Origin of the sequence: Streptomyces sp. NPDC007896 (assembly GCF_042959425.1) — a bacterium.
Taxonomy (GTDB): Bacteria; Actinomycetota; Actinomycetes; order Streptomycetales; family Streptomycetaceae; genus Streptomyces.
This window is the reverse complement of record NZ_JBIBKX010000012.1, coordinates 91,685-111,358: the sequence shown is the minus strand read 5'-3', so window position 1 is coordinate 111,358 and position 19,674 is coordinate 91,685. Positions and strand designations below refer to the sequence as shown.

17 protein-coding genes, 2 pseudogenes and 1 riboswitch are annotated in these 19,674 nt (G+C 70.8%); of the genes and pseudogenes, 7 read left to right on the top strand and 12 right to left on the bottom strand.

The window, feature by feature from the left end:
• Positions 1-146: 146 nt before the first annotated feature.
• From ACFZDJ_RS33835 to ACFZDJ_RS33825, 3 genes are all read left to right on the top strand, one after another.
• On the top strand, positions 147-1,127 hold the full coding sequence (locus ACFZDJ_RS33835; protein WP_067375665.1) for a TrmB family transcriptional regulator: 981 nt from the start codon (positions 147-149) through the stop codon (positions 1,125-1,127).
• 36 nt (positions 1,128-1,163) lie between these two features.
• Positions 1,164-1,646, top strand: a complete 483-nt coding sequence (locus ACFZDJ_RS33830) for a DUF456 domain-containing protein (RefSeq protein WP_168512424.1) — start codon at positions 1,164-1,166, stop codon at positions 1,644-1,646.
• Positions 1,647-1,797: 151 nt separating this feature from the next.
• Positions 1,798-4,110, top strand: a complete 2,313-nt coding sequence (locus tag ACFZDJ_RS33825; protein ID WP_391064553.1) for a glycoside hydrolase family 95-like protein — start codon at positions 1,798-1,800, stop codon at positions 4,108-4,110.
• Between the two features lie 3 nt (positions 4,111-4,113).
• Here ACFZDJ_RS33825 and ACFZDJ_RS33820 read toward each other — a convergent pair whose 3' ends face one another.
• Positions 4,114-5,367: a GDSL-type esterase/lipase family protein gene (locus tag ACFZDJ_RS33820; protein WP_391064550.1), complete on the bottom strand. Its 1,254-nt coding sequence runs from the start codon at positions 5,365-5,367 to the stop codon at positions 4,114-4,116.
• Positions 5,368-5,562: 195 nt separating this feature from the next.
• Here ACFZDJ_RS33820 and ACFZDJ_RS33815 point away from each other — a divergent pair, with 195 nt between their 5' ends.
• On the top strand, positions 5,563-5,931 hold the full coding sequence (locus tag ACFZDJ_RS33815) for a PPOX class F420-dependent oxidoreductase (RefSeq protein ID WP_390934520.1): 369 nt from the start codon (positions 5,563-5,565) through the stop codon (positions 5,929-5,931).
• A 36-nt stretch (positions 5,932-5,967) separates the two neighbouring features.
• Entirely contained in the window at positions 5,968-6,708 is a 741-nt protein-coding gene (locus ACFZDJ_RS33810; RefSeq protein ID WP_390934521.1) for a Type 1 glutamine amidotransferase-like domain-containing protein, read from the top strand.
• A 25-nt stretch (positions 6,709-6,733) separates the two neighbouring features.
• Here the strand turns inward: ACFZDJ_RS33810 and ACFZDJ_RS33805 are convergent, their stop codons facing one another.
• The 5 genes and pseudogenes from ACFZDJ_RS33805 to ACFZDJ_RS33785 form a co-directional block, all read right to left on the bottom strand.
• Positions 6,734-8,101: an AlkA N-terminal domain-containing protein gene (locus ACFZDJ_RS33805; protein WP_390934611.1), complete on the bottom strand. Its 1,368-nt coding sequence runs from the start codon at positions 8,099-8,101 to the stop codon at positions 6,734-6,736.
• 482 nt (positions 8,102-8,583) lie between these two features.
• Positions 8,584-9,753: a ribosome small subunit-dependent GTPase A gene (gene rsgA / locus ACFZDJ_RS33800; RefSeq protein WP_390934522.1), complete on the bottom strand. Its 1,170-nt coding sequence runs from the start codon at positions 9,751-9,753 to the stop codon at positions 8,584-8,586.
• A gap of 662 nt (positions 9,754-10,415) precedes the next feature.
• On the bottom strand, positions 10,416-11,285 hold the full coding sequence (locus ACFZDJ_RS33795) for a pentapeptide repeat-containing protein (protein WP_391064547.1): 870 nt from the start codon (positions 11,283-11,285) through the stop codon (positions 10,416-10,418).
• A gap of 336 nt (positions 11,286-11,621) precedes the next feature.
• Positions 11,622-11,810: pseudogene (locus tag ACFZDJ_RS33790) on the bottom strand (VOC family protein); the annotation flags it as partial.
• 28 nt (positions 11,811-11,838) lie between these two features.
• A complete protein-coding gene (locus ACFZDJ_RS33785) occupies positions 11,839-13,215 on the bottom strand; it encodes an NAD(P)-binding domain-containing protein (RefSeq protein WP_391064544.1) in 1,377 nt (458 codons plus the stop codon).
• A gap of 189 nt (positions 13,216-13,404) precedes the next feature.
• Here ACFZDJ_RS33785 and ACFZDJ_RS33780 point away from each other — a divergent pair, with 189 nt between their 5' ends.
• A complete protein-coding gene (locus tag ACFZDJ_RS33780; protein WP_390934526.1) occupies positions 13,405-13,767 on the top strand; it encodes a metalloregulator ArsR/SmtB family transcription factor in 363 nt (120 codons plus the stop codon).
• Between the two features lie 109 nt (positions 13,768-13,876).
• On the opposite strand, the gene ACFZDJ_RS33775 is transcribed toward ACFZDJ_RS33780, so the two are convergent.
• The 4 genes and pseudogenes from ACFZDJ_RS33775 to ACFZDJ_RS33760 form a co-directional block, all read right to left on the bottom strand.
• Positions 13,877-14,059, bottom strand: a complete 183-nt coding sequence (locus ACFZDJ_RS33775; protein ID WP_390934616.1) for a hypothetical protein — start codon at positions 14,057-14,059, stop codon at positions 13,877-13,879.
• 13 nt (positions 14,060-14,072) lie between these two features.
• Positions 14,073-14,467: pseudogene (locus tag ACFZDJ_RS33770) on the bottom strand (FAD-dependent oxidoreductase); the annotation flags it as partial.
• The gene (locus ACFZDJ_RS33765; RefSeq protein WP_391064541.1) at positions 14,464-15,243 is read right to left on the bottom strand and encodes an aquaporin; all 780 of its coding nucleotides are present in this window, start codon (positions 15,241-15,243) and stop codon (positions 14,464-14,466) included. The pseudogene ACFZDJ_RS33770 and the gene ACFZDJ_RS33765, both read right to left, overlap by 4 nt.
• Positions 15,240-15,548, bottom strand: coding sequence for a metalloregulator ArsR/SmtB family transcription factor (locus ACFZDJ_RS33760; protein ID WP_391064538.1), 309 nt, complete (start codon positions 15,546-15,548; stop codon positions 15,240-15,242). The genes ACFZDJ_RS33765 and ACFZDJ_RS33760 overlap by 4 nt, the downstream gene beginning before the upstream one ends.
• 91 nt (positions 15,549-15,639) lie before the next feature.
• Between ACFZDJ_RS33760 and ACFZDJ_RS33755 the strand changes: the two genes are divergently transcribed.
• Positions 15,640-16,053, top strand: a complete 414-nt coding sequence (locus tag ACFZDJ_RS33755) for an arsenate reductase ArsC (protein WP_390934530.1) — start codon at positions 15,640-15,642, stop codon at positions 16,051-16,053.
• Positions 16,054-16,341: 288 nt separating this feature from the next.
• Here the strand turns inward: ACFZDJ_RS33755 and ACFZDJ_RS33750 are convergent, their stop codons facing one another.
• Positions 16,342-17,640 carry an NRAMP family divalent metal transporter gene (locus tag ACFZDJ_RS33750; protein ID WP_385369603.1) on the bottom strand — a complete coding sequence of 433 codons (1,299 nt, stop codon included), beginning with the start codon at positions 17,638-17,640 and terminating at the stop codon, positions 16,342-16,344.
• Positions 17,637-19,013 carry a magnesium transporter MgtE N-terminal domain-containing protein gene (locus ACFZDJ_RS33745; RefSeq protein WP_248297059.1) on the bottom strand — a complete coding sequence of 459 codons (1,377 nt, stop codon included), beginning with the start codon at positions 19,011-19,013 and terminating at the stop codon, positions 17,637-17,639. Before ACFZDJ_RS33745 ends, ACFZDJ_RS33750 begins: the two co-directional genes overlap by 4 nt.
• Before the next feature lie 312 nt (positions 19,014-19,325).
• Positions 19,326-19,502, bottom strand: a riboswitch (M-box (ykoK) riboswitch).
• Positions 19,503-19,674 lie beyond the last annotated feature (172 nt).

Below are 19,674 nucleotides of genomic sequence, written 5' to 3'. Positions count from 1 at the left end.
GCATTACGGGCGGCTGTTGCTGCCGCGGTGCCGTGAGCTTGGCAGAGTTACGGGTGCCACGGCGATGATGTGCCGAGGCGGGTTTGCGCCGTGGCCGATTTCCGCCAGGTCACGGCCGGAACGGGATTTGGGGAGGGCATCGCCGCATGCTGGGAGCGATAGGTCTGGACGAGACGCACGAGTCGGCGTACCGGGCACTGGTGTCCGTGGGCGCCGCCGACGTGCCCGACCTCGCGCGGCGGCTCACGCTCGGCGAGCACGACACCGAGCGCGCCCTGCGCCGACTGGAGCGGCACGGTCTCGCGGCCCAGTCCTCGGGCCGCCCGGGACGCTGGGTCGCGGCGCCGCCCGGCGTCGCCCTCGGCGCACTGCTCACGCAGCAGCGGCACGAGCTGGAGAAGGCGGAACTGGCGGCCGCCCTGCTCGCCGAGGAGTACCGCGCCCAGGCCACCGAACCCGCCGTGCACGACCTGGTGGAGGTGGTGATCGGAGCGGCGGCGGTCACCCAGCGCTTCCTCCAGCTCCAGCTGGGCGCGGCCACGGAGGTGTGCGCGCTGGTCACCGGGAACCCGATGGTGGTCTCCGGGATGGACAACGACGCGGAGGAACAGGCCGCGGGACGCGGCGTCGGCTACCGCGTGGTGCTCGAACGCGCCGTTCTCGACCAGCCCACCGGCCTCACCGAGCTGTCCGCCGCGCTCAGCCGCGACGAGCAGGTGCGGGTCGTGGACAAGGTGCCGACCAAGCTGGTGATCGCCGACCGGACGCTCGCGATGGTGCCGCTCACCTCGCACACCGCGGAGCCCGCCGCCCTCGTCGTGCACGCCAGCGGGCTGCTGGAGCTGCTGTCGGGCCTGTTCGAGTCGGTGTGGCGGGACGCACTGCCGCTGCGGCTCGGCAGCAGGGGCGTCATGGAGCAGGAGCCGGACGGCCCCGACGTCACCGACCTGGAGATCCTCTCCCTGCTGCTGGCCGGGCTGACCGACGCGAGCGTCGCCAAACAGCTCGACCTGGGCCTCAGGACCGTACAGCGCCGGGTGAAGCGGCTGATGGAGCTGGCGGGCGTCACGACCCGGCTCCAGCTGGGCTGGCACGCCTACGAGAGGGGCTGGGTGGCCCGCGACTGACCTGCGCCTTCGCGCCCGCTCAGTCACCCTGGGCAGATGGGAGCGTGGGAACTCCTGCTGGTCGGCGTGGTGATCGTGCTCGGCCTGTGCGGAGTACTGGTGCCCGGTGTGCCGGGGTCGTGGCTGGTCTGGGCCGCGGTCCTGTGGTGGGCCCTGGCCGACCCACGGGCCCTCACCTGGGGCGTACTGGTGGGCGCGACCGTGGTCCTGGTGCTCGCCCAGGCGATCCGCTGGGGGCTGGCGCCCCGACGGCTCCGGGAGGCCGGCGCCACTCCCCGCATGGGCGTGTACGCCGGGGTCGGGGCACTGCTCGGTTTCGTTCTGCTGCCGGTGGTCGGCGCGGTCGCGGGCTTCCTCGGCGGGATCTATCTCTACGAGCGGCCGCGGCTGGGCGGGCACGGCCCGGCGAAGGCCGCGGTGGGGACGGTCATGCGGTCGGGCGGCTGGCGCGTCCTGACGGAGCTGTTCGCCTGCCTGCTGGTCACGGCCGCGTGGCTGACCGCAGTGATCTGGGGCTGAGCGGCCTCACAGGAACGGGCACCAACACATCGGATCTCTCCCTTCATATTGACGGGCTGCAGCCACTTCTCTACGTTGCATCGCGGGATAGCTCCGATGAATCGATGAAACGCCTGAAGCGCAGTCGCTCGAGCCGCCTGGAGGCACCCGCATGCCCAGCCCGTCCAGACGTACCGTCCTCGCCACCGGATCCGCCCTCGGCGGCACCCTGCTCGCCGGAGGCATGCCCGCCCAGGCCCGGGCGGCCGGTCACGCGGACATCTCCGACCCCTGGCGCACCGTCCTCGAAGACGCCGATCTGGTCTGGCAGCGGATGCCGAAGACCTGGTACGAGGGCCCCTACCTCGGCAACGGATTCCTCGGCTCCGGGATCTACGCCGAACCGGGCGCGGAGACCGGTTCCTTCTCGGCCGTGCGCTTCAACGTCCAGCACTCGCAGGTGCAGGACCACCGCCCCGAGTTCGGCTCCCTCTTCGGCCTCGCCCGCCTGCCCATCGGCTGGTTCACGCTGGAGCCGGTCGGCGCGATCACGGGCCTGGACTGGCGGCTCGGCCTGCGCGACGCCGAACTGACCGGCACCCTCACCACGGACAAGGGCACCCTCACGCTCCGCGCCCTGGTGCACAACTCCCGCTCGGTCCTCGCCGTCGAGGTGACCCCCAGCGAGGGCGAGCGCGACTTCCGCTGGGTCTTCCACCCGACGGACGCGATCAGCCCGCGCGCCGACTTCAAGCCCCTCCCGGACGGCCACCAGGGCAACCCGCCCGCCGAGGTCGCCACACACGACGGCGTCTCCACCGCCGTACAGCCCCTGCTGTCGGGTGGACAGCACGTGACCGCGTGGCGGGAGCGGACGCGGGGCGGAACACGATGCCTGTACGTGCATGTCGCGCACTCGTATCCCAGGTCCACGGCGCTGGGCCGGGCGCTCGCCGCCGTGCGCGGGGCGTCGGCGCTGCCGTACGACCTGCTGGCTGGAACCCATCGTGCCTGGTGGCACGCCTACTACCGCAAGAGCTTCCTCTCCCTCCCCGACGCGCGCATCCAGCGCTTCTACTGGATCCAGCTCTACAAGACGGCGTCGGCGGCCCGGCGGGACGCGCCCGTGATGGCGACCAGCGGCCCCTGGCTGGAGTCCACGCCCTGGCCCAACACCTGGTGGAACCTCAACGTCCAGCTGGAGTACTGGCTGATCCACGGCTCGAACCACCTCGAACTCGACGCCGTGACCAGGGCGTTGAGCGAGTTCCGGGGCAATCTGTCGAAGGAGGTGGCGGACCGGTACCGCGCCGACTCGCTCGGCATCCCGCGCACCACGGACCCCCAGCTCGTCAACGGCGCGGCGGGCACCCTCACCGGCTACGGCGTCGGCATCCCCGGCCAGGACCCGCCCACTCCCGAGGTCGGCAACCTCACCTGGGCCCTGCACAACGTCTGGCTCAGCTACCGCCACACCATGGACGAGTCGATCCTGCGGGACGTCCTCTTCCCCCTGCTGCGCAAGGCGGTCAACTACTACCTGCACTTCCTGGAGCCGGGCGCGGACGGGAAGTTGCACCTGCCCGCCACCTTCTCCCCCGAGTACGGCGGCAACTCGCGCGACTGCAACTACGACCTGATGCTGCTGACCTGGGGCTGCCGCACCCTGCTGGAGTCGGCCGAACTCCTCGGCATCGACGACGCGTTGGCGCCGCGCTGGCGCGAGGTGCTGGCCAAGCGGGTGCCGTACCCGACGGACACCAACGGCTTCATGATCGGCGCGGACATCCCCTTCGCGAAGTCGCACCGGCACTACTCGCATCTGCTCGCGGTGTACCCGCTGTACGAGCTGACCGGCCGCACTCCCGACGAACTGGCGCTGATCGAGAAGTCGTTGGCGCACTGGGTGGGCTTCGAGGGTGCCCTTCAGGGGTACACCTTCACGGGCGCCGCCTCGATGTCCGCGCTGCTCGGCAAGGGCGAGGACGCTCTCAAGTACCTCGGTCAGCTCATGACCCGCTTCATCCAGCCCAACACCATGTACAAGGAGTCGGGCCCGGTCATCGAGACGCCGCTGTCGGCCGCCCAGTCCCTGCACGACATGGTCTGCCAGTCCTGGGGCGGCGTCGTCCGGGTCTTCCCCGCCCTGCCCGCCGCCTGGGCGGACCTGACGGTCCATGACTTCCGCACCCAGGGCGCCTTTCTGCTCAGTGCGGTACGGAAGGGCGGCGCGACCCGCTGGGTCCGGCTGGTCAGCGAGGCGGGCGCGCCCTGCGTCGTACGGCACGGCATCGCGGGCGCGATCGACGTACGGGACGGGCGGGGACGGCCGCTGCGGTACGAGACGGTCGGCGACGGGACGATCCAAGTCGCCCTGCGCCGCGGCGAGTCGGCGCTGATCACGGCAAAGGGCGACCGCCCGGACCTGACCGTCACGCCGGTACGGCCGAACGCGGACGCTCCCCGGTGGGGGCTGCCCGCCTAGGCCCTAGCGCAGGAGCTCGTCCAGGTCGATGTCGTCGGCCAGCGCCTGCATCCCGGTGTCGTTGAAGTGGAGGTGGTCGCCGGGGTCGTAGGCGGGGAGAATGCGGTGCGGGTCGGCCGGGTCGCGGACGGCGGCGTCGAAGTCCACGACCGCGTCGAAGAGATCGGCGTTGCGGATGAAGGCGTTGACCGTCAGCCGGACCGCCTCGCGGGACTCCGTATAGGCGCCATATCCGCCGTACGGGGTGATCGTGGCGCCGACGACCCGGATTCCGCGGGCGTGGGCGCGCTCCACGATCCGGCGGTAGGCGTCCTCGATGGCGAGAGGGTCCGTCTGCTCGGGCGTGCCCTTGATGTCGTTGATGCCCTCCAGCACGATCATCGTGCGCACTCCGGCGCGGGAGAGGACGTCGGCGTCCAGGCGGGTCAGGGCACTCGGGCCGCCGCTCTCCTGCAGGAGGCGGTTTCCGGAGATCCCCGCGTTGAGGACACCGAGCCGGCGGTGCGCGGGGAGCATGCGCAGACGGGCGGCGAGCAGGTCGGGCCAGCGGCGGTTGGCGCTGGACGTCGAGCCGGTGCCGTCGGTGAGGGAGTCCCCGAGCGCGACCACGCTGCCCGCGGCGGGAGCGCCCAGTACGTCGACACCGGTCACGTAGTACCAGTTGCCGAGGGTGACGGTGTAAGCGGTGCCGGGCTCGTCGGCGGTCCAGTCCCCTTCGCGGGCCAGGAAGTTGGTCTGGAACGCGGAGCGGTGGTAGGTCGCCGGGCCGGAGTCGGCGGGGGTGTGGACCGAGATCAGGAGGTTGGCGTCGGCGGGGATCGGGAGGTCGACGGGGTCGCTGACCATGTCCTGCCCCACGGGGATCGTCACGGATCGGCGGCCGGCGAACGTGGCGACGCGCAGCGACCCCGGGGCGGCGTTCGGGCTCATGGGCCTGCCCCACTCCTGCACCGCGACCGTGACGGCGTCGAGTTGGAGTGGTGCGGTGCCGAGCCGGTTGGAGACGCGGACGCGGGCGGCGCTGCCGCCGACGCTGGTGTGCACGACGTTGCGGATCGAGGCCCCGGGCAGGGCGGGGGCGGTTCCGGAGGGGGCGGTCTCCCAGGTGCCGGTCCAGAGCGCCTGATCGCTGCCGAGGCCGCGGTCAGGGCCGGTGAGGGGGGTGGGCCCCGCATCGGCGCTCGCGGCCGGCGGGACGAGCGCCAGAACGGTCACCAGGGCGGTGAAGAGATGACGAGCCTTGATCACGCGGGTCATACGGCATCGCTTCCCTCACCGTCGGGCCCGTCAACGAAAGGTCACACCGTTGGCCGTCCTCACTCACCCGCACCACTGATTCGTAGGACCTATCGTTCGATCGTCCCGAACAGAGCGACGCCCGAACCGCTTTGGGCGGGAGACCTAGGACCAGGACCCGATGCGGTTCATGCACGGGCGTGTTTGGCTGCTGCCATGACCGAATTCAGCGAGGCGGAACGCGCCTACCTCACCACACAGCGACTGGGCCGGCTGGCCACCGTGGACGCCCACGGGCAGCCGCAGGCGAACCCCGTCGGCTTCTTCCCGCAGGACGACGGGACGATCCTGATCGGCGGTTATGCGATGGGCACCACGAAGAAGTGGCGCAACCTGCGGAAGAACCCGAAGGTGGCGCTCGTCGTCGACGACATCGTGAGCCTGCAGCCGTGGAAGGTGCGCGGCATCGACATCCGGGGCGAGGCCGAACTCCTCACCGGCCCCCACGACTTGGGGCCGCACTTCAGCGAGGAACTGATCCGCATCCATCCCCGGCGCATCCACAGTTGGGGCCTGGAGGACTGACCGGAGCCCCGACTGCGCTTGGTAGGGTCACCGGTCATGACCGCCACGGAACCCACCGTCCTGGCCACGTCGGGTGGTCACCGCGTCGGCGGCCGCACCCGGCTGACCTTCGACGCGCTCGTCCACCACGCCGTCGAACTGTCGGGCGTGCACGGGCGTCGGCCCCGGGTCATGTACGTCGGTACCGCGATCGGCGACGCCGAGCACTTCACCACCCGGATGAGCGAGGCGGCGCGCGTCGCGGGCTTCGACCTGACGCCGCTGCACCTCTTCCCCATGCCCAACCTCGATGACATCGAGGCGGCGGTGCTGGAGCAGGACGTGGTGTGGGTGATGGGCGGTTCGGTGGCGAACCTGCTCGCCGTGTGGCGCGTACACGGACTGGACGCGATCCTCCGTCGCGCGTGGCAGGCCGGGGTCGTCCTCAGCGGGGTGAGCGCCGGATCCATCTGCTGGTTCCAGGGTGGCACCACCGACTCCTTCGGCCCCGAACTGCGGCCGCTCACCAACGGTCTCGGCTTCCTCCCGTACGGAAACGGCGTCCACTACGACACCGACCCCGGCCGCCGCCCCCTGGTCCACCGGCTCGTCGCCGAGGGCACGCTGCCGCTCAGCCACTGCACCGACGACGGCGTGGGCCTGGTCTACCGCGGTACCGCACTCGTCGAGACCGTCAGCGAGACGCCGGGCAAGGGGGCGTACGTCGTCCGGCGCGAGGGGGACCGGGCGGTCGAGGAGCGCCTGGAACCGCGCCTGCTCCCGGCACCGCGACACTGACGTTCCCGACGGCAGCCCGGGAGCTTCACTCCAACTCCCCCGCCGCCCTGAGGTGTTGAACGGCGTACGAGCGCCACGGGCGCCACGCGTCCGGCACATCCACCCCCGGCGGCACCACGTCGGGGTCGCCGAGCGCGCGCGTACGGATTTCGGCGGCGGTACGGCCGTCCAGTCCCGGCAACGCCAGCAGCGCCTCCTGTGCCTCGTCGCGCTCCGCGCCCGCGTCCAGCCGCAGGGTGCCGTCGGCGAGGGCGGTGGTGAGCGCGCCGAGGGGGCCGTCGGGCTCGGCCTCCGCGAGGACGGCCGGCTCCGGGAACACATGGGTGAGCGTGCCGCTCGGGGCGTCCAGCGCCTTCCCGTACCGCCGCACCAACCGCTCGGCCTCCGCCCGCCCCACCAGCGCGCGCACGGCCAGCTCGTCCGGATCGGCGGCACCCGGCGAGCGCAGGCCGGGGCGCGCGGCGACCAGCGGGGCCAGCCGCCGGTCGGCGCCCAGCCGCTCGTCGACGGCGTACGGATCGGCGTCGAGGTCGAACAGCCGGCGCAGGCGTTGGACGGCGGTGGTGAGGTCGCGCAGGTCGGTGAGGTGGAGCCGGGCGTCGAGCCAGCCGCGCGAGCGTTCGTCCACCGCGACGATTCCGGTGCCGTACGGGAGGCGGAGGGTGCGGCGGTACGTACGGCGGCCGGGGGTGCCGCCGATGTCCTCCACCCCAGGGACGATCTCGTGGGCGAGCAGGTCGAAGACGGCGGCGGACTGGTAGGGGCCTCGGTGGGCGAGGCGCAGCGGGATCCCGGCGGTGGGGGTGACGGTGCGCCGGGCTCCGGTCCCGCCCCGTGGTGCGGCGGCCGAGCGCAGTTCGCTCGGCGTCGAGGCATACACCGCGCGGATCGTGTCGTTGAACTGCCGGACGCTGGCGAATCCGGCCGCGAACGCGATCTCCGTGATCGGCAGGCCGGTGGTCTGGAGCAGGACGCGGGCGGTGTGGGCGCGCTGGGCGCGGGCGAGGGCGACGGGGCCCGCGCCGACTTCCGCGGTGAGCTGCCGCTGCACCTGGCGGGCGCTGTATCCGAGCCGGACGGCGAGCCCTGCGACCCCCTCCCGGTCGACCACGCCATCCCCGATGAGTCGCATGGCGCGCCCTACGACGTCGGCCCGTACATTCCACTCCGCGGAGCCGGGGACGGCGTCCGGGCGGCATCTGCGGCAGGCTCGGAAGCCCGAGCTCTGCGCCGCGGCGGCCGTCGTGTAGTACCGCACGTTCTGCCGCTTCGGCGTCACCGCCGGGCAGCTGGGCCGGCAGTAGATCCCGGTCGTCTCCACCGCGAAGAAGAACTCCCCGTCAAACCGGGCGTCCCTGCTCCGCACCGCCTCGTACCTGGTCTCCGCGTCAATCACACCTACCAGTCTGCGCCGCCGTCCGCCCTTCGACTGGCGGCTTTCAGACACGACGCTCAACCCCAAAAACCTGATTCCGCCCCCGCCGCCCCTACCCGTCCACATCCCAGGGGCTCCGCCCCTTCCACCCCGCCAGGGGCTGCGCCCCCGGACCCCCGAATCGCCCGAAGGGCTCGTCCTCAAACGTCGGACAGGCTGAAGACGCCGGCCGGGGTGGAGGCTTTCAGGGACGCGGGGAACTACGCGACCAGCCCCCGCCGGCCGTCGGCCGAAGAACTTCGAGCGGCCGGGAGATGCGGGGCGAAGCCCCACCCTCAGGGACGCGGGGAACCGCGCAACCAGCCCCCGCCGGCCCGCAGCCACTGAGCCTGCCCGGGGGGTCTGGGGCGCAGCCCCGGAGCCCGTTTCCGCGCAGGCTCAGTGGCAACGACCTCGTTTCCGCGCAGGCTCAGTGCCAACGACCCCGTTTCCGCGCAGGCTCAGTGCCAACGACCCCGTTTGGCGTCCATCGCCGCCCTCCCTTCCGCCCCCTTCCGCTTCCAGTCCCGTCGAATCTCCGCCCGCACCCGCGCATCCGTCTTGGCGACGATCCGCTGGTTCTCGCGCAGCAGCTTGCGATAGCTGTCGAGGCGGCGTTCGGGAAGGACGCCGGAGTCGACGGCGGCGAGAACCGCGCAGCCGGGCTCCGCTTCGTGCGCGCAGTCGTGGAAGCGACAGTCGGCGGCCAGTTCCTCGATCTCGGAGAAGACCTGCCCGACGCCGGTCTCGGCGTCCCAGAGGCCGACTCCGCGCAGTCCGGGCGTGTCGATGAGGACACCCCCGCCGGGGAGGGCGAGAAGGTTGCGGGTCGTCGTGGTGTGGCGGCCCTTGCCGTCCACGTCACGCGCGGCCCGTACGTCCATCACGTCCTCGCCGATCAGTGCGTTGGCGAGGGTCGATTTGCCCGCGCCGGACTGTCCGAGGAGGACGGTCGTGCCGCCCGACAGCACCGCCGCGAGCACGTCCAGACCCTCCCCCGCGCTGGAGCTGACCGGCAGCACCGGGACCCCGGGCGCCGCCGTCTCGACGTCCTGGACGAGGTGTCCGAGCGTCGCCGCCTCGGGCACGAGGTCGGCCTTGGTGAGGACGACCAGGGGCTGCGCACCGGACTCCCAGGAGAGTGCCGACCTATGCAGCAGTGCCTCACCACTGGAGCAGGACATCGCGAGCGCGAGGAACCGCTCGATCCGCCCGAGGTCCAGTTCAAGCGCGAGCGACACACAGATGACGACGTAATCGATGTTGGTGGCCAGCACCTGGCCCTCGGAACGCTTCGACGAGGTCGAGCGTACGAAGGCGGTGCGCCGAGGCAACAGCGTCCGCACATACCGCGGATCGTCACCTTCGGGATCGACGGCGACCCAGTCACCCGTACACACGACCTTCATCGGGTCACGGGGCACAACGAACTCGGTATCGGCACGGACGACGCCTGCCGGAGTGACGACATCGCACAGACCACGGTCGACCCGTACCACACGACCGGGCAACAGACCCTGCTCCACGTACGGAGCGAACTCGGCCTCCCATTCCCCATCCCAGCCGTACAGGGCGAGAGGATGCGAAGAAGGAAGCTGAAAGGAAGAGAAAGACAAGGGGTGACCCTTCACAAGGGTGGCCCCGGCACCGCGCTCACTGGCGCGGGAAGAGAGAGGTCAGCCGGAGACCACGGAAGTGGACTTGATGAACTTCCGGATGCGGGCAGCGCCCATCACAGAGACAGCCATCGGTCACACCCCCCGAACAAGTCAAATCACCCGCGGCAACCCGAGGTCGCCGCTCGAACGGCTCCGACTCTAGAGGTACGCGGGCCACGACGCCATCGAATTACGGCGCACCTCACAGCGGTCCGCACGGAGTCCCACAACTGCGATGGGGCGCGCGACGGCCGCCCATCGGACACCATGTCAGGTTCTTGCTTCTCCGGTGCCGGTGGACTTGTCCGGGTACCGTCCCGCTCGCTCTCCCCAGCTATGAGGGCATGACGCCATGGACGCGGGAGAGCGTGAATACGCAACAGGCCCTGGCTTGCCTCGGCCTGGTCCACGAAGGAATCCCGCGCAGCCACCTGCGGCGCCCGGACGGCACTCGCCGCGACTCCCTGCACTACAGCCTGCTCGCAGACGAATGGCCCATCGTCCGCGAGGCACTGCGCGCCCGGGTCGCCGACCGAGGGGCGCACCTGACAGGGGCTCGCAGGGAGCCGGGAGTGTCTTCGGGACGGCTTGCACGGCGTCCGCCGCCGCAACACCCGGGCACAGGCCGAGCGTTCTCATCCTTCCGCGTCCGGCGCTCCGGCTGACGGTGAAGAGATGCGGGACGGTACTGACGTCGGCAGATCTACTTCCGGACGACGAACGCTGGTCAAGTCCGCGCCGTCCAGACGGGCGGCTTCCAGGCTTGCCTGGGTCAGGTCCGCCCCGGTCAGGTCCGCCCCGGTCAGATCCGCGTTGGTCAGATCCGCTTCCTGTAAGTCGGCCTCGTAGAGGTAGGCGTTTCGCAGATCTGCGTCTATCAGGACGGCAGATTTCAGCACGGCCGAATTGAGCCGAGCGTTGGACAGCTTCGCCTTGATCATGTTTGCGTCATTCAGGACCGCACTGCCCAGATTCGCCTCGGCCAGGTTGGCACCCTTCAGACTCCCCTGTCTCAACGAGGCGAGGCGGAGGTCCGCACCGGACAGATTCGCGCCCTCCAAGTTGCAGTTGGACAGAACCGCTTCGCCGAGGTTCGCCTCGGCCAGGTCGACTCCTCGCAGATCGGCGTTTGCCAGATGGACGCCTCTGAGGTTGATGGTGCTGTCACCGTCTTGGGAAGGGTCGCGATGACCGAGCGCGGAGAGTGCGGCCTGAACGTCGGGGGCCTTCTCAGCCGACATTTTCTTGGTGGCGTGCGTGCGGATGTACCCGGACAACGCATCGATCACCGCGGGCTGCTGCCGCGGAGAGTCTTCCATGATGCCTTGCAGGGAAAAGATGGCGCCTCTGCGTATATTCGCCGAATTGCCGCTGAGCCTCTCCAATGCCTTGTCGTACCGATCCGCGATCTGTCCCTGCTTCGAAATTGCCAGTTCTTCGGACACTTGGGTCACGGATACCCAGGTGAAAACCAATGCGGCGACTGCTGCCAGTCCGGGGAGCATCGTCGCGATGAGGGTCGCCCGGTCGCCCGATCCCCCCACTCCCGCGGGCAGACTGACGGCTCCTCGGTCAACTCCAGGGCCGACGCCGGCACCGGTTCGCTGCGGGGCTCCACGGCGGTGCCCCGGGCGACGTGCTCCCAGCGGAGCTCCGGCGCGTTGCGCGGTTCGTTGCCCCACCCGTGCTCTGCGCTCTGCGATCCGCCGAAGCTGACGGCCTCGTGCCCCCGCACGCGGTATGCCTCTGGTCATGGTGCTATTTGAACCGATGGTGACCGATGGGCGTAAGTGCGTCGGCTGGGTTCAGCGGGCCAGGCCCGTCCGGGTCCGGGTCAGGGCATGGTCCATGTGGGTCGCCTCACCTGCGGTGCCTTCGATGAGGACGAGCTTGAGCGGGGGCTCGGCGATGGCGAAGTTGGCGTAGCCGTCGCGGAGTTTGGCGGGCGCGGTGCCGAAGAGCTTCGTGGAGAAGGCGATGGACGCGGCGAGGTCGGGAACGCGGAGGGCGAGCTGTACGCGGGACGTCATGGCGAACCTCCTGGGGTGGGTGGGGAGTTCAGCGGCCGCCGGAGACGGTGGCCGGAGCACCGATGCCGATCTGGAGGGTGGAGGGGGCCGCGCAGCAGCCTCCGGACTGCTCGGCGTTCTCCGGCTCGTCGAAGAGGCCGGCGCCGCCGCACACCCCCGTCTCCGGGAGGGTGAGTTCGACGCGTTCGGCGGCCTCCTGGTCTCCGGCGAGGGCGGCGGTGATGGAACGGACCTGCTCGTAGCCGGTCATGGCGAGGAAGGTCGGGGCGCGGCCGTAGGACTTCATGCCGACCAGGTAGACGCCCTGCTCGGGGTGGGAGAGCTCGTTCACGCCGTGCGGGTAGACCGTGCCGCAGGAGTGGGCGTTCGGGTCGATCAGCGGGGCGAGCGCGGCCGGCGCCTGGAGGCGCTCATCGAGGCCGAGGCGGAGCTCGGAGAGGAAGGACAGGTCGGGGCGGAAGCCGGTCAGGACGATGACCTCGTCGACCGGGTCGAGGCGGCGGCCGTCCTCCGCGACGAGGACGAGCTGGTCCTCGTCGCGTTCCACAGCCTGTGTACGGAATCCGGTGACCGCGCTCGCGTGGCCGGCCTCGACCGCGGCCTTGGCACGCAGGCCCAGCGCGCCGCGCGCGGGGAGCTGATCGGCCTCGCCGCCTCCGTAGGTGTTCGCGCCGATACCGCGGCGCAGTATCCACACCGCGTGGGTGCCGGCCTCACTCTTCGCCAGGTCGGCGAGGAGGGCGAGGGCGGTGAAGGCGGAGGCGCCGGAGCCGACGACGGCGGTGCGCTTACCCGCGTAACGGGTACGTACGGCCGGGTCCTTCAGGTCCGGGACGCGGTAGGAGATGCGGCCGACGGCCGACTTCTCGCCGAGGGCGGGCAAGCCGTCCGCGCCGGCGGGGCCCGGAGTGGACCAGGTGCCGGAGGCGTCGATGACGGCGCGGGCGGTGATCCGCTCCTCGGCGCCGTCGGCGGACTGGATGTGCACGGTGAAGGGCTGCTCGTCGCGGCCGGCGTCGACGATCCGGTCACGGCCGGCGCGGGCGACGCCGGTCACCGTGGCGCCGTAGCGGATCTTGTCGCCCAGGAGGTCGGCGAGGGGCTGCAGGTAGCGCTCGGCCCAGTCGCCGCCGGTCGGGTAGGTCGTGCCGTCGGGGCGGACCCAGCCGGTGGGCGCCAGCAGCTTCTCGGCGGCCGGGTCGATGACCTCGCCCCAGGTGGAGAACAGCCTCACGTGCGACCACTCCCGTACCGCGCTGCCGGCGGCGGGGCCGGCTTCCAGGACCAGCGGTTCGATGCCGCGCTGGATGAGGTGGGCGGCGGCGGCCAGGCCGATGGGGCCGGCTCCGATGACCACGACGGGCAGCTGGTCGGTGGTGAGCACGCTGTCAATGGACGCAGCCACTGAGTTCCCCTTTGCTTCGACGTTTGTCGATGGCCTGTGCGGCCAGCCTGGCATCTGTATCGACAGGCGTCAACATAGACATCTATCGAATTCGACCGGAGGAGTGGGCAATCGTGTCGCGGCGCGGCCCTCTCGGCTGGGGCAAACTGCCTCTCGCCGCCCTGGTTCGACGTATGTCAACATAGATACATGTCGAATACGAAGGCGCTGCTGGAGCCCGAGGGCTCCGAGGCCGTGGCGCCGTGCTGCCCGCCCCTCACCGAGCGTCCGCTGACCGCCGAGGAGGCGGAGAAGACCGCCCGGATGTTCAAGGCGCTCGGCGATCCGGTGCGGTTGAGGCTGTTCTCGCTGGTCGCTTCGCACGAGGGTGGCGAGGCGTGCGTGTGCGACATCTCCGACGTCGGCGTCTCGCAGCCGACCGTCTCCCACCACTTGAAGAAGCTCAAGGAAGCCGGGCTGCTCACCTCCGAGCGGCGCGGCACCTGGGTCTACTACCGGGTGGAACCGTCGGTGGTCGCGGCGATGGGGCAGATGCTCGGCGCCATGGGCTGAGCACGCTCCGCAGAGCGGAGGTGGGTTCGTTGAGCGAGTCCGCGGTGGACCGCAAGGCCGTCCACGAGGAGATGGAGGGAGCCCGTACGGCGTGCCACCAGCTTCTCGATCACGCCACCGAGACCGACCTGCGCCGACTCACCGACAGCACCCGGTGGACAACGAGCAGTTGCCGCTCCACGACGAGGAGCCCCGGGATCACGGACAGGCCGATGGCCCACTGCACGCCGAGCCAGGCCACGAGGCCGAGAGCGAGCGGCGGGCCGGAGATCGCGCCGAGGTTGTCCATCATCCGCTCGAAGCCACCAGGTGCCGGTCGCGCTGATCACCGCGTGGGCGTGCCAGGTGCCGGAGTCGGTTTCCACCCGCAGGAGCCGGCCGTCCCGGTGGACGCCCAGGACGCGCACGGGGCGTTCGACGGGCAGCTCGTAGCGCTCCTCGTAGTCGGCGAGGTACTCCCCCACGTGCTGTGCGTAGGGGTAGGTCTCGCCGCTCCGCGCCGGCATGAGGCGGCCGGGCAGCGAGGAGTACGCGGCAGGGGAGAACAGGCGCAGCGAGTCCCAGGCGTGCTGCCAGGCGCCGCCCGGCGTGGTCCGGGCGGCGAGGATACGAAGTCGAGGCCGAGGCGGCGTAGGTGGTAACCGGCGGCGAGCCCGGCCTGGCCGCCGCCGATCACCACCACCTGCGTCTGGTGGCTCATTCGGCCGATCGTCCGGGCATGAAGATGAGGGCCACCAGTGCCAGTCCGACCACGGCGCCCACGAGTTGCATGCCGATGAAGCCCAGAACCGAGCCGGGTGCGATGCCCGCGAAGGTGTCGGTGAAGGCGCGGCCGATGGTCACCGCCGGGTTGGCGAAGGACGTCGACGAGGTGAACCAGTAGGCGGCGCCGATGTAGGAGGCGACGGCCACGGGGGCGAACTGCAGGCGGTCGGCGCGGGCGAGGCCGAAGATCAGCAGGATCAGGCCCGCAGTCGCGACGATCTCACCGAGCAGCAGGTGCCCGGCCGAGCGGTCGTGTGTGGACCACTTCACGAGGGGCTCGCCGAACATCGCATCCGCGAGGATCGCACCCGCGATCGCGCCCACGATCTGCGCGGGCAGATAGACAGCCGCCTCGCGCAGGGTGACCCCGGCGCCGCCGCGGCGGGCGGTCCACCACTCGGCCAGCGTCACGACCGGATTGAAGTGGGCGCCGGAGACCGGGCCGAGCAGGAGGATGAGGATGCCGAGGCCGAAGACGGTGGCCGTGGAGTTGGCCAGCAGTTGCAGGCCGACGTCCTTGGTCAGTTCGGTGGCCTGGATGCCGGAGCCGACCACGACCGCCACCAGCGCCGCGGTGCCTATGAGTTCGGCGGCGGCCCGGGCGACCAGGGGGGTGCGCGGCGGGGTGGCACCCGGCGCGGGCCCGACGGAGGCGGGTGTGGGAGCGGGTGTCGCGGACTCGGCGGTCGGGGCGGCTTCGGCAGGGGTCATGGGCAGGCCCTCTTGTTCGCGGCGGCGGTGCGAGCGGACTCGGCCAGGTCGGCGAACTGGCCGGCGAGTGAGGCGAGGACGTCGGGCTTGAGCCGGTAGTAGATGTACCGGCCGCACGGCTCCGTCTCGACGAACCCGGCTTCGCGCAGCACCTTCAGATGGTTGGAGAGGTTGGTCTGCCGGGCACCGGTCTCCTCCACCAGGTGGGTGGTGCACAGCGCCTCTTTGGCGAGCAAGGTCACGATCCGGAGTCTGAGCGGGTCGGCCAGAACCCGGATCAGATCAGTGTCGACCGACGTCAGCATGGACTGATACTTTCATATCAGTGGCGACTGACACCAGCAGGCGCTGATATCAGTGGCGCCTGATGTCGTCGTGAGACAAGAGAGACTTCTGATGTCCGACAAGCCCTCCGTGCTGTTCGTCTGTGTCCACAACGCCGGCCGTTCCCAGATGGCCGCCGCGTGGCTGACCCACCTGGCCGGGGACCGTGTCGAGGTCCGCTCCGCCGGCTCCAACCCGGGCACAGGCGTCAACCCGGCCGCCGTCGAGGCCATGCGCGAGGTCGGCATCGACATCTCCGCCGAGGTCCCGAAGATGCTCACGGTCGATGCCGTGAAGGAGTCGGACGTCTGCATCACCATGGGCTGCGGCGACACCTGCCCCGTCTTCCCGGGCAAGCGGTACCTGGACTGGCAGTTGGAGGACCCGGCGGGCCAGGGCGTCGAGGCCGTACGTCCGATCCGGGACGAGATCAAGGTGCTGATCGAAGGCCTGATCAAGGAGGTCGCGCCGGAGCCCCAGGCATGAGCACGGGGACGGACATACGCAACGTCATCGTCATCGGCTCCGGCCTGCCGGATACACCGCCGTCCTCTCAGTGTCGCCCAGAACGAAGACGCGCGGAAGATCACCGCCTCGTATCCGCCAGCCCTTGGGGGGCTGACCTCATGCATGGCCGGGCGCGGGGTCAGGGGGCGGCGGGCTGGGGATCGAGGGCGATCAGCAGCACGATGGTGGTGAGCCGGGCGAGCACGGCGGTGGCCACGAGGTAGGGGCCGTACCTCTTCATGACCCGACTTCCTCTCAGGGTGGGGATCAGCCCAGGCCGAACCAGCCCAGGACGGTCTGGACGAGCAGGATGGTGGACATCCCCGCGACGCCGACCACGACCGTGGTGGCGGCGATGCGGTAGCGCGGGCTGTTGGCCGCCTTGCCCAGCAGGGAGCGGCGGTTGGTGAGGACCAGCAGGTAGACCAGCACGATGGGGCTGATCAGTCCTTGGAGGACCTGGGTGCCGATGAGCAGTTGGATGACGTCGACCGGGGTCATCGCGACCGTGGCGCCGAGGACGATCTGCGCGGTGAACAGGCCCAGGAACAGGGGCGCGTCGCGGAAGCTGCGGGAGACGGAGCGTTCCACCCCGGCGGCTTCTCCTATGGCGTAGCTGGCCGACAGCGGCACCACCGCCCCGGCCAGCGCGGAGGCGCCGATCAGGCCGAGCGCGAAGAGGAGTTCGGCGTTCTGCCCGGCGACCGGTTTGAGGGCTTCGGCGGCCTGGGCGGCGGAGTTGAGCGGGCCGGTGCCGCCGATGGCGGAGGCGGTGGCGATGATGATGGTCAGGCTGATGACGCACGCGAAGACGGCGCCGAGGACGGCGTCAGCGCGGATGAGCTTGTAGTCCTCGGGCTTGGCGCCGCGGTCGACGACGCCTGCGGCCGCGTAGAACTGCATGTACGGACTGACCGTGGTGCCGATCAGGGCGACCGCCAGCAGGATGAAGCTCTTGCTCGGCTCCATGTGCGGGACGACCAGGTGTTTGCCGACCTCGCCCCAGTGCGGGTGGCCGAGGATCATCGCGATCGGGTAGGCGAAGAACGCCAGCGACATGATCAGGAAGATGCGTTCGGCCCACCGATAGGACCCGAACAGCACGAGTGACCACAGCAGGATCGCGGCCGGCGGGATGACCGCCCACTTGGGCACGCCGAGGAGTTCGAAGGCGGCGCCGATCCCGGCGAACTCGCTGACGACCAGCCCGGTGTTGGCCAGCAGCAGACAGAACACCGCCAGCCCGGTCAGTCGCAGGCTGAACTGTTCGCGGATCAGCGCGCCCAGGCCCTTGCCCGTGTGCGCGCCGAGGCGTACGGCCATCTCCTGGACCATGACCAGGGCGATGGTGACCAGCACCATGAAGAAGAGCGTGCCGTAGGCGAATTGGGAACCGGCCGAGGCGTAGGTGGCGATCCCGGCGGCGTCGTTGCCCGCGTTCGCGGCGACGAGGCCGGGCCCGGCGATGGCGGCAACCACAGCGAGGCGCCCCAGGCCCCGCCGTCGGGGGCCGGGGGCGGTCGCGGAGACCGGCGGGGCCGCGGTGGTGTCGAGATCGCGGGTCACTGCAGGAACCTCCGGAAGTGCAGGCGCCCGCGCTCGGGCAGCAGGGTGTCGAGGACGTCGTCGGCCAGAATCCGGCCCAGCGGACGCTCCCGGTCGTCGACGACCAGGAGGGAGGAGACACGGGCGGCGACCAGCTGTTCGGCGGCCTCGGCCAGGCGGGTGTCGGGGTGCACGGTCGCGGGTGGGCCGAACTGGGCGAGCCAGCCGGTCAGATCGGCGACCTTTGTGGTGTCCTCGGCCACCGCCAGGTCGAACAGCGCGATGTCGGTGACCAGGCGGCCGTCGTCGTCCACCACGGCGATTGCGTCGATCTCGGTACGGTGCTCGGACTGCGCCGCCAGTACGGCGCGGACCTCGGCGACACTCTGCTCGCGTCGGGCTGTGACCAGCAGCGTGGTCATCGCACCGCCCGCCGTGTCCTCCGGGTAGGCCAACAGCCGGCGCAGGTGCGCGGCCTCGGCGGCGGGCATACGCTCCAGCAGCCGCTCGCGCTCGTCCTCGTGCAGGTCGCGCAGCGCGTCCACGGCCTCGTCCGGCTCCATCTCCTCCACCAACCGGGCGGCGTGGGCGGGGTCGGCCTCGCGCAGCAGGTTCTCCAGCTCGGCCGGTTCCATCTCCTCCAGCGCGTCCGCCGCGGCGGCGGGCTCCAGCATGTGCAGCAGCTGCTGCCGCTCGGTCCGGCCGAGGTCTTCGAGCAGGTCGGCCAGGTCGGCCGGGCGCAACCGGTGCAGCGCGCTCCGGGAGGCGCGCAGTTGGACCTGGGCGGGGCCGTCGGTGGCGTGTTCGGCGAACGGGGCCATGGCCTGCCAGTCCAGCACCCGCTCCGGGGTCGGGCGGGCCTGCCACCGGCGCGGCCCGAGGCGACGCAACAAGGTCGGCAGGCTGACATCCACCCCGACCAGCACCACCCGGTCGGCCAGCGGGGCCAGATACAGGTCGGCGGCACGGGTGACCTGCACCCCGTCGACGTCGACGAGTTGATGGTCGAGGACGTCGCGGGCGAGCAGCACCTCACCGGGACGGCGCTCGTACTCGCGCAGGTCCAGACGGGCGCTGCGCAGGGCGACCCGCCCGGCGTGGACCTTCTCCATGGTGTCGGCGGCCAGGAAAGCGTGGCGGCGGCCGACTCGGATGACCAGGCCGGTCACCGGCGGGTAGGGGTCGGCGCCGTAGAGCCGGGCGACGACGTCGACGACCCGGCCGACTTCCTCCCCGGCCTGGTTGGTGACCGGCCCGCCGATCAGACCTGCGAGCGAGACCAGGGACGCGCGCACCGCCTTGGACGCAGTGGCACGCCGTTCCAGCTGGACGCGGCGGCCGCGCAGGCGGGCGGTGGTGGACATGAGCAGAGTGTTGGTGGTCAAGGTGAACACCCCCTTGCCCCGACAAGACGACGGGGCACCGGGCGGCACCAGGCAGCACCAAGTGCCCTGACCAGGAGATCTGCACAGGCCGACCGCTAGGACGGGTAGGTGTGCGTCGGCGTCCGGCGACGGTGCCGGACGGTGGTCAGGGAGTGATCGGCTGCCTCGTGCCGCGGCAGGACGGCGAGAACGACGAGGACAACGTGGGATGGGGCCGACTATGGCCCGGACTACTGTCCATCTCTCGCCTCCTTCCGGCCGGGGACACCGCAGAGGTGTCGCGACGACTCGGCAAGGAGCGGACCAGGACGCGATGCTCCTGGTTCACCCCAACTCGTCAGAGCTTTGGCACTCCACGGCGTGATCCCGCCTGCGGGCGGGAAGCCACTTGGCCTCACCCCTTAGGTCGGGGAGAGGTGTCCTGAACCTGGGCGTCTCTCGACGTCGTCGGGTCAGTGGCCTGTGTCCGTGAAGACGCCTCACCGAACGAGGTGCCTCAAACAAACAGCGCACAGCATACGCCCGCCGCGGTCACCGCCACCAACACGCCGTTCACCTTCGGTAAGAGTGGCCGGCAGAGCCACGGCCGACGCGAGACCCGTGCGAACACGCCGACCCCGCCCTGGCAGCGCACTCACCGCCATCGCCGTCGCCACATCGGGCTCATACC

What these genes read in the sequence shown, in the direction of transcription:
- ACFZDJ_RS33835 (WP_067375665.1), top strand. Translation starts at nt 147, where the DNA reads ATGCTGGGAGCGATAGGTCTGGACGAGACGCACGAGTCGGCGTACCGG.
- ACFZDJ_RS33830 (WP_168512424.1), top strand. Translation starts at nt 1,164, where the DNA reads ATGGGAGCGTGGGAACTCCTGCTGGTCGGCGTGGTGATCGTGCTCGGC.
- ACFZDJ_RS33825 (WP_391064553.1), top strand. Translation starts at nt 1,798, where the DNA reads ATGCCCAGCCCGTCCAGACGTACCGTCCTCGCCACCGGATCCGCCCTC.
- ACFZDJ_RS33820 (WP_391064550.1), bottom strand. Translation starts at nt 5,367, where the DNA reads ATGACCCGCGTGATCAAGGCTCGTCATCTCTTCACCGCCCTGGTGACC.
- ACFZDJ_RS33815 (WP_390934520.1), top strand. Translation starts at nt 5,563, where the DNA reads ATGACCGAATTCAGCGAGGCGGAACGCGCCTACCTCACCACACAGCGA.
- ACFZDJ_RS33810 (WP_390934521.1), top strand. Translation starts at nt 5,968, where the DNA reads ATGACCGCCACGGAACCCACCGTCCTGGCCACGTCGGGTGGTCACCGC.
- ACFZDJ_RS33795 (WP_391064547.1), bottom strand. Translation starts at nt 11,285, where the DNA reads ATGCTCCCCGGACTGGCAGCAGTCGCCGCATTGGTTTTCACCTGGGTA.
- ACFZDJ_RS33780 (WP_390934526.1), top strand. Translation starts at nt 13,405, where the DNA reads ATGTCGAATACGAAGGCGCTGCTGGAGCCCGAGGGCTCCGAGGCCGTG.
- ACFZDJ_RS33775 (WP_390934616.1), bottom strand. Translation starts at nt 14,059, where the DNA reads ATGATGGACAACCTCGGCGCGATCTCCGGCCCGCCGCTCGCTCTCGGC.
- ACFZDJ_RS33765 (WP_391064541.1), bottom strand. Translation starts at nt 15,243, where the DNA reads ATGACCCCTGCCGAAGCCGCCCCGACCGCCGAGTCCGCGACACCCGCT.
- ACFZDJ_RS33760 (WP_391064538.1), bottom strand. Translation starts at nt 15,548, where the DNA reads ATGCTGACGTCGGTCGACACTGATCTGATCCGGGTTCTGGCCGACCCG.
- ACFZDJ_RS33755 (WP_390934530.1), top strand. Translation starts at nt 15,640, where the DNA reads ATGTCCGACAAGCCCTCCGTGCTGTTCGTCTGTGTCCACAACGCCGGC.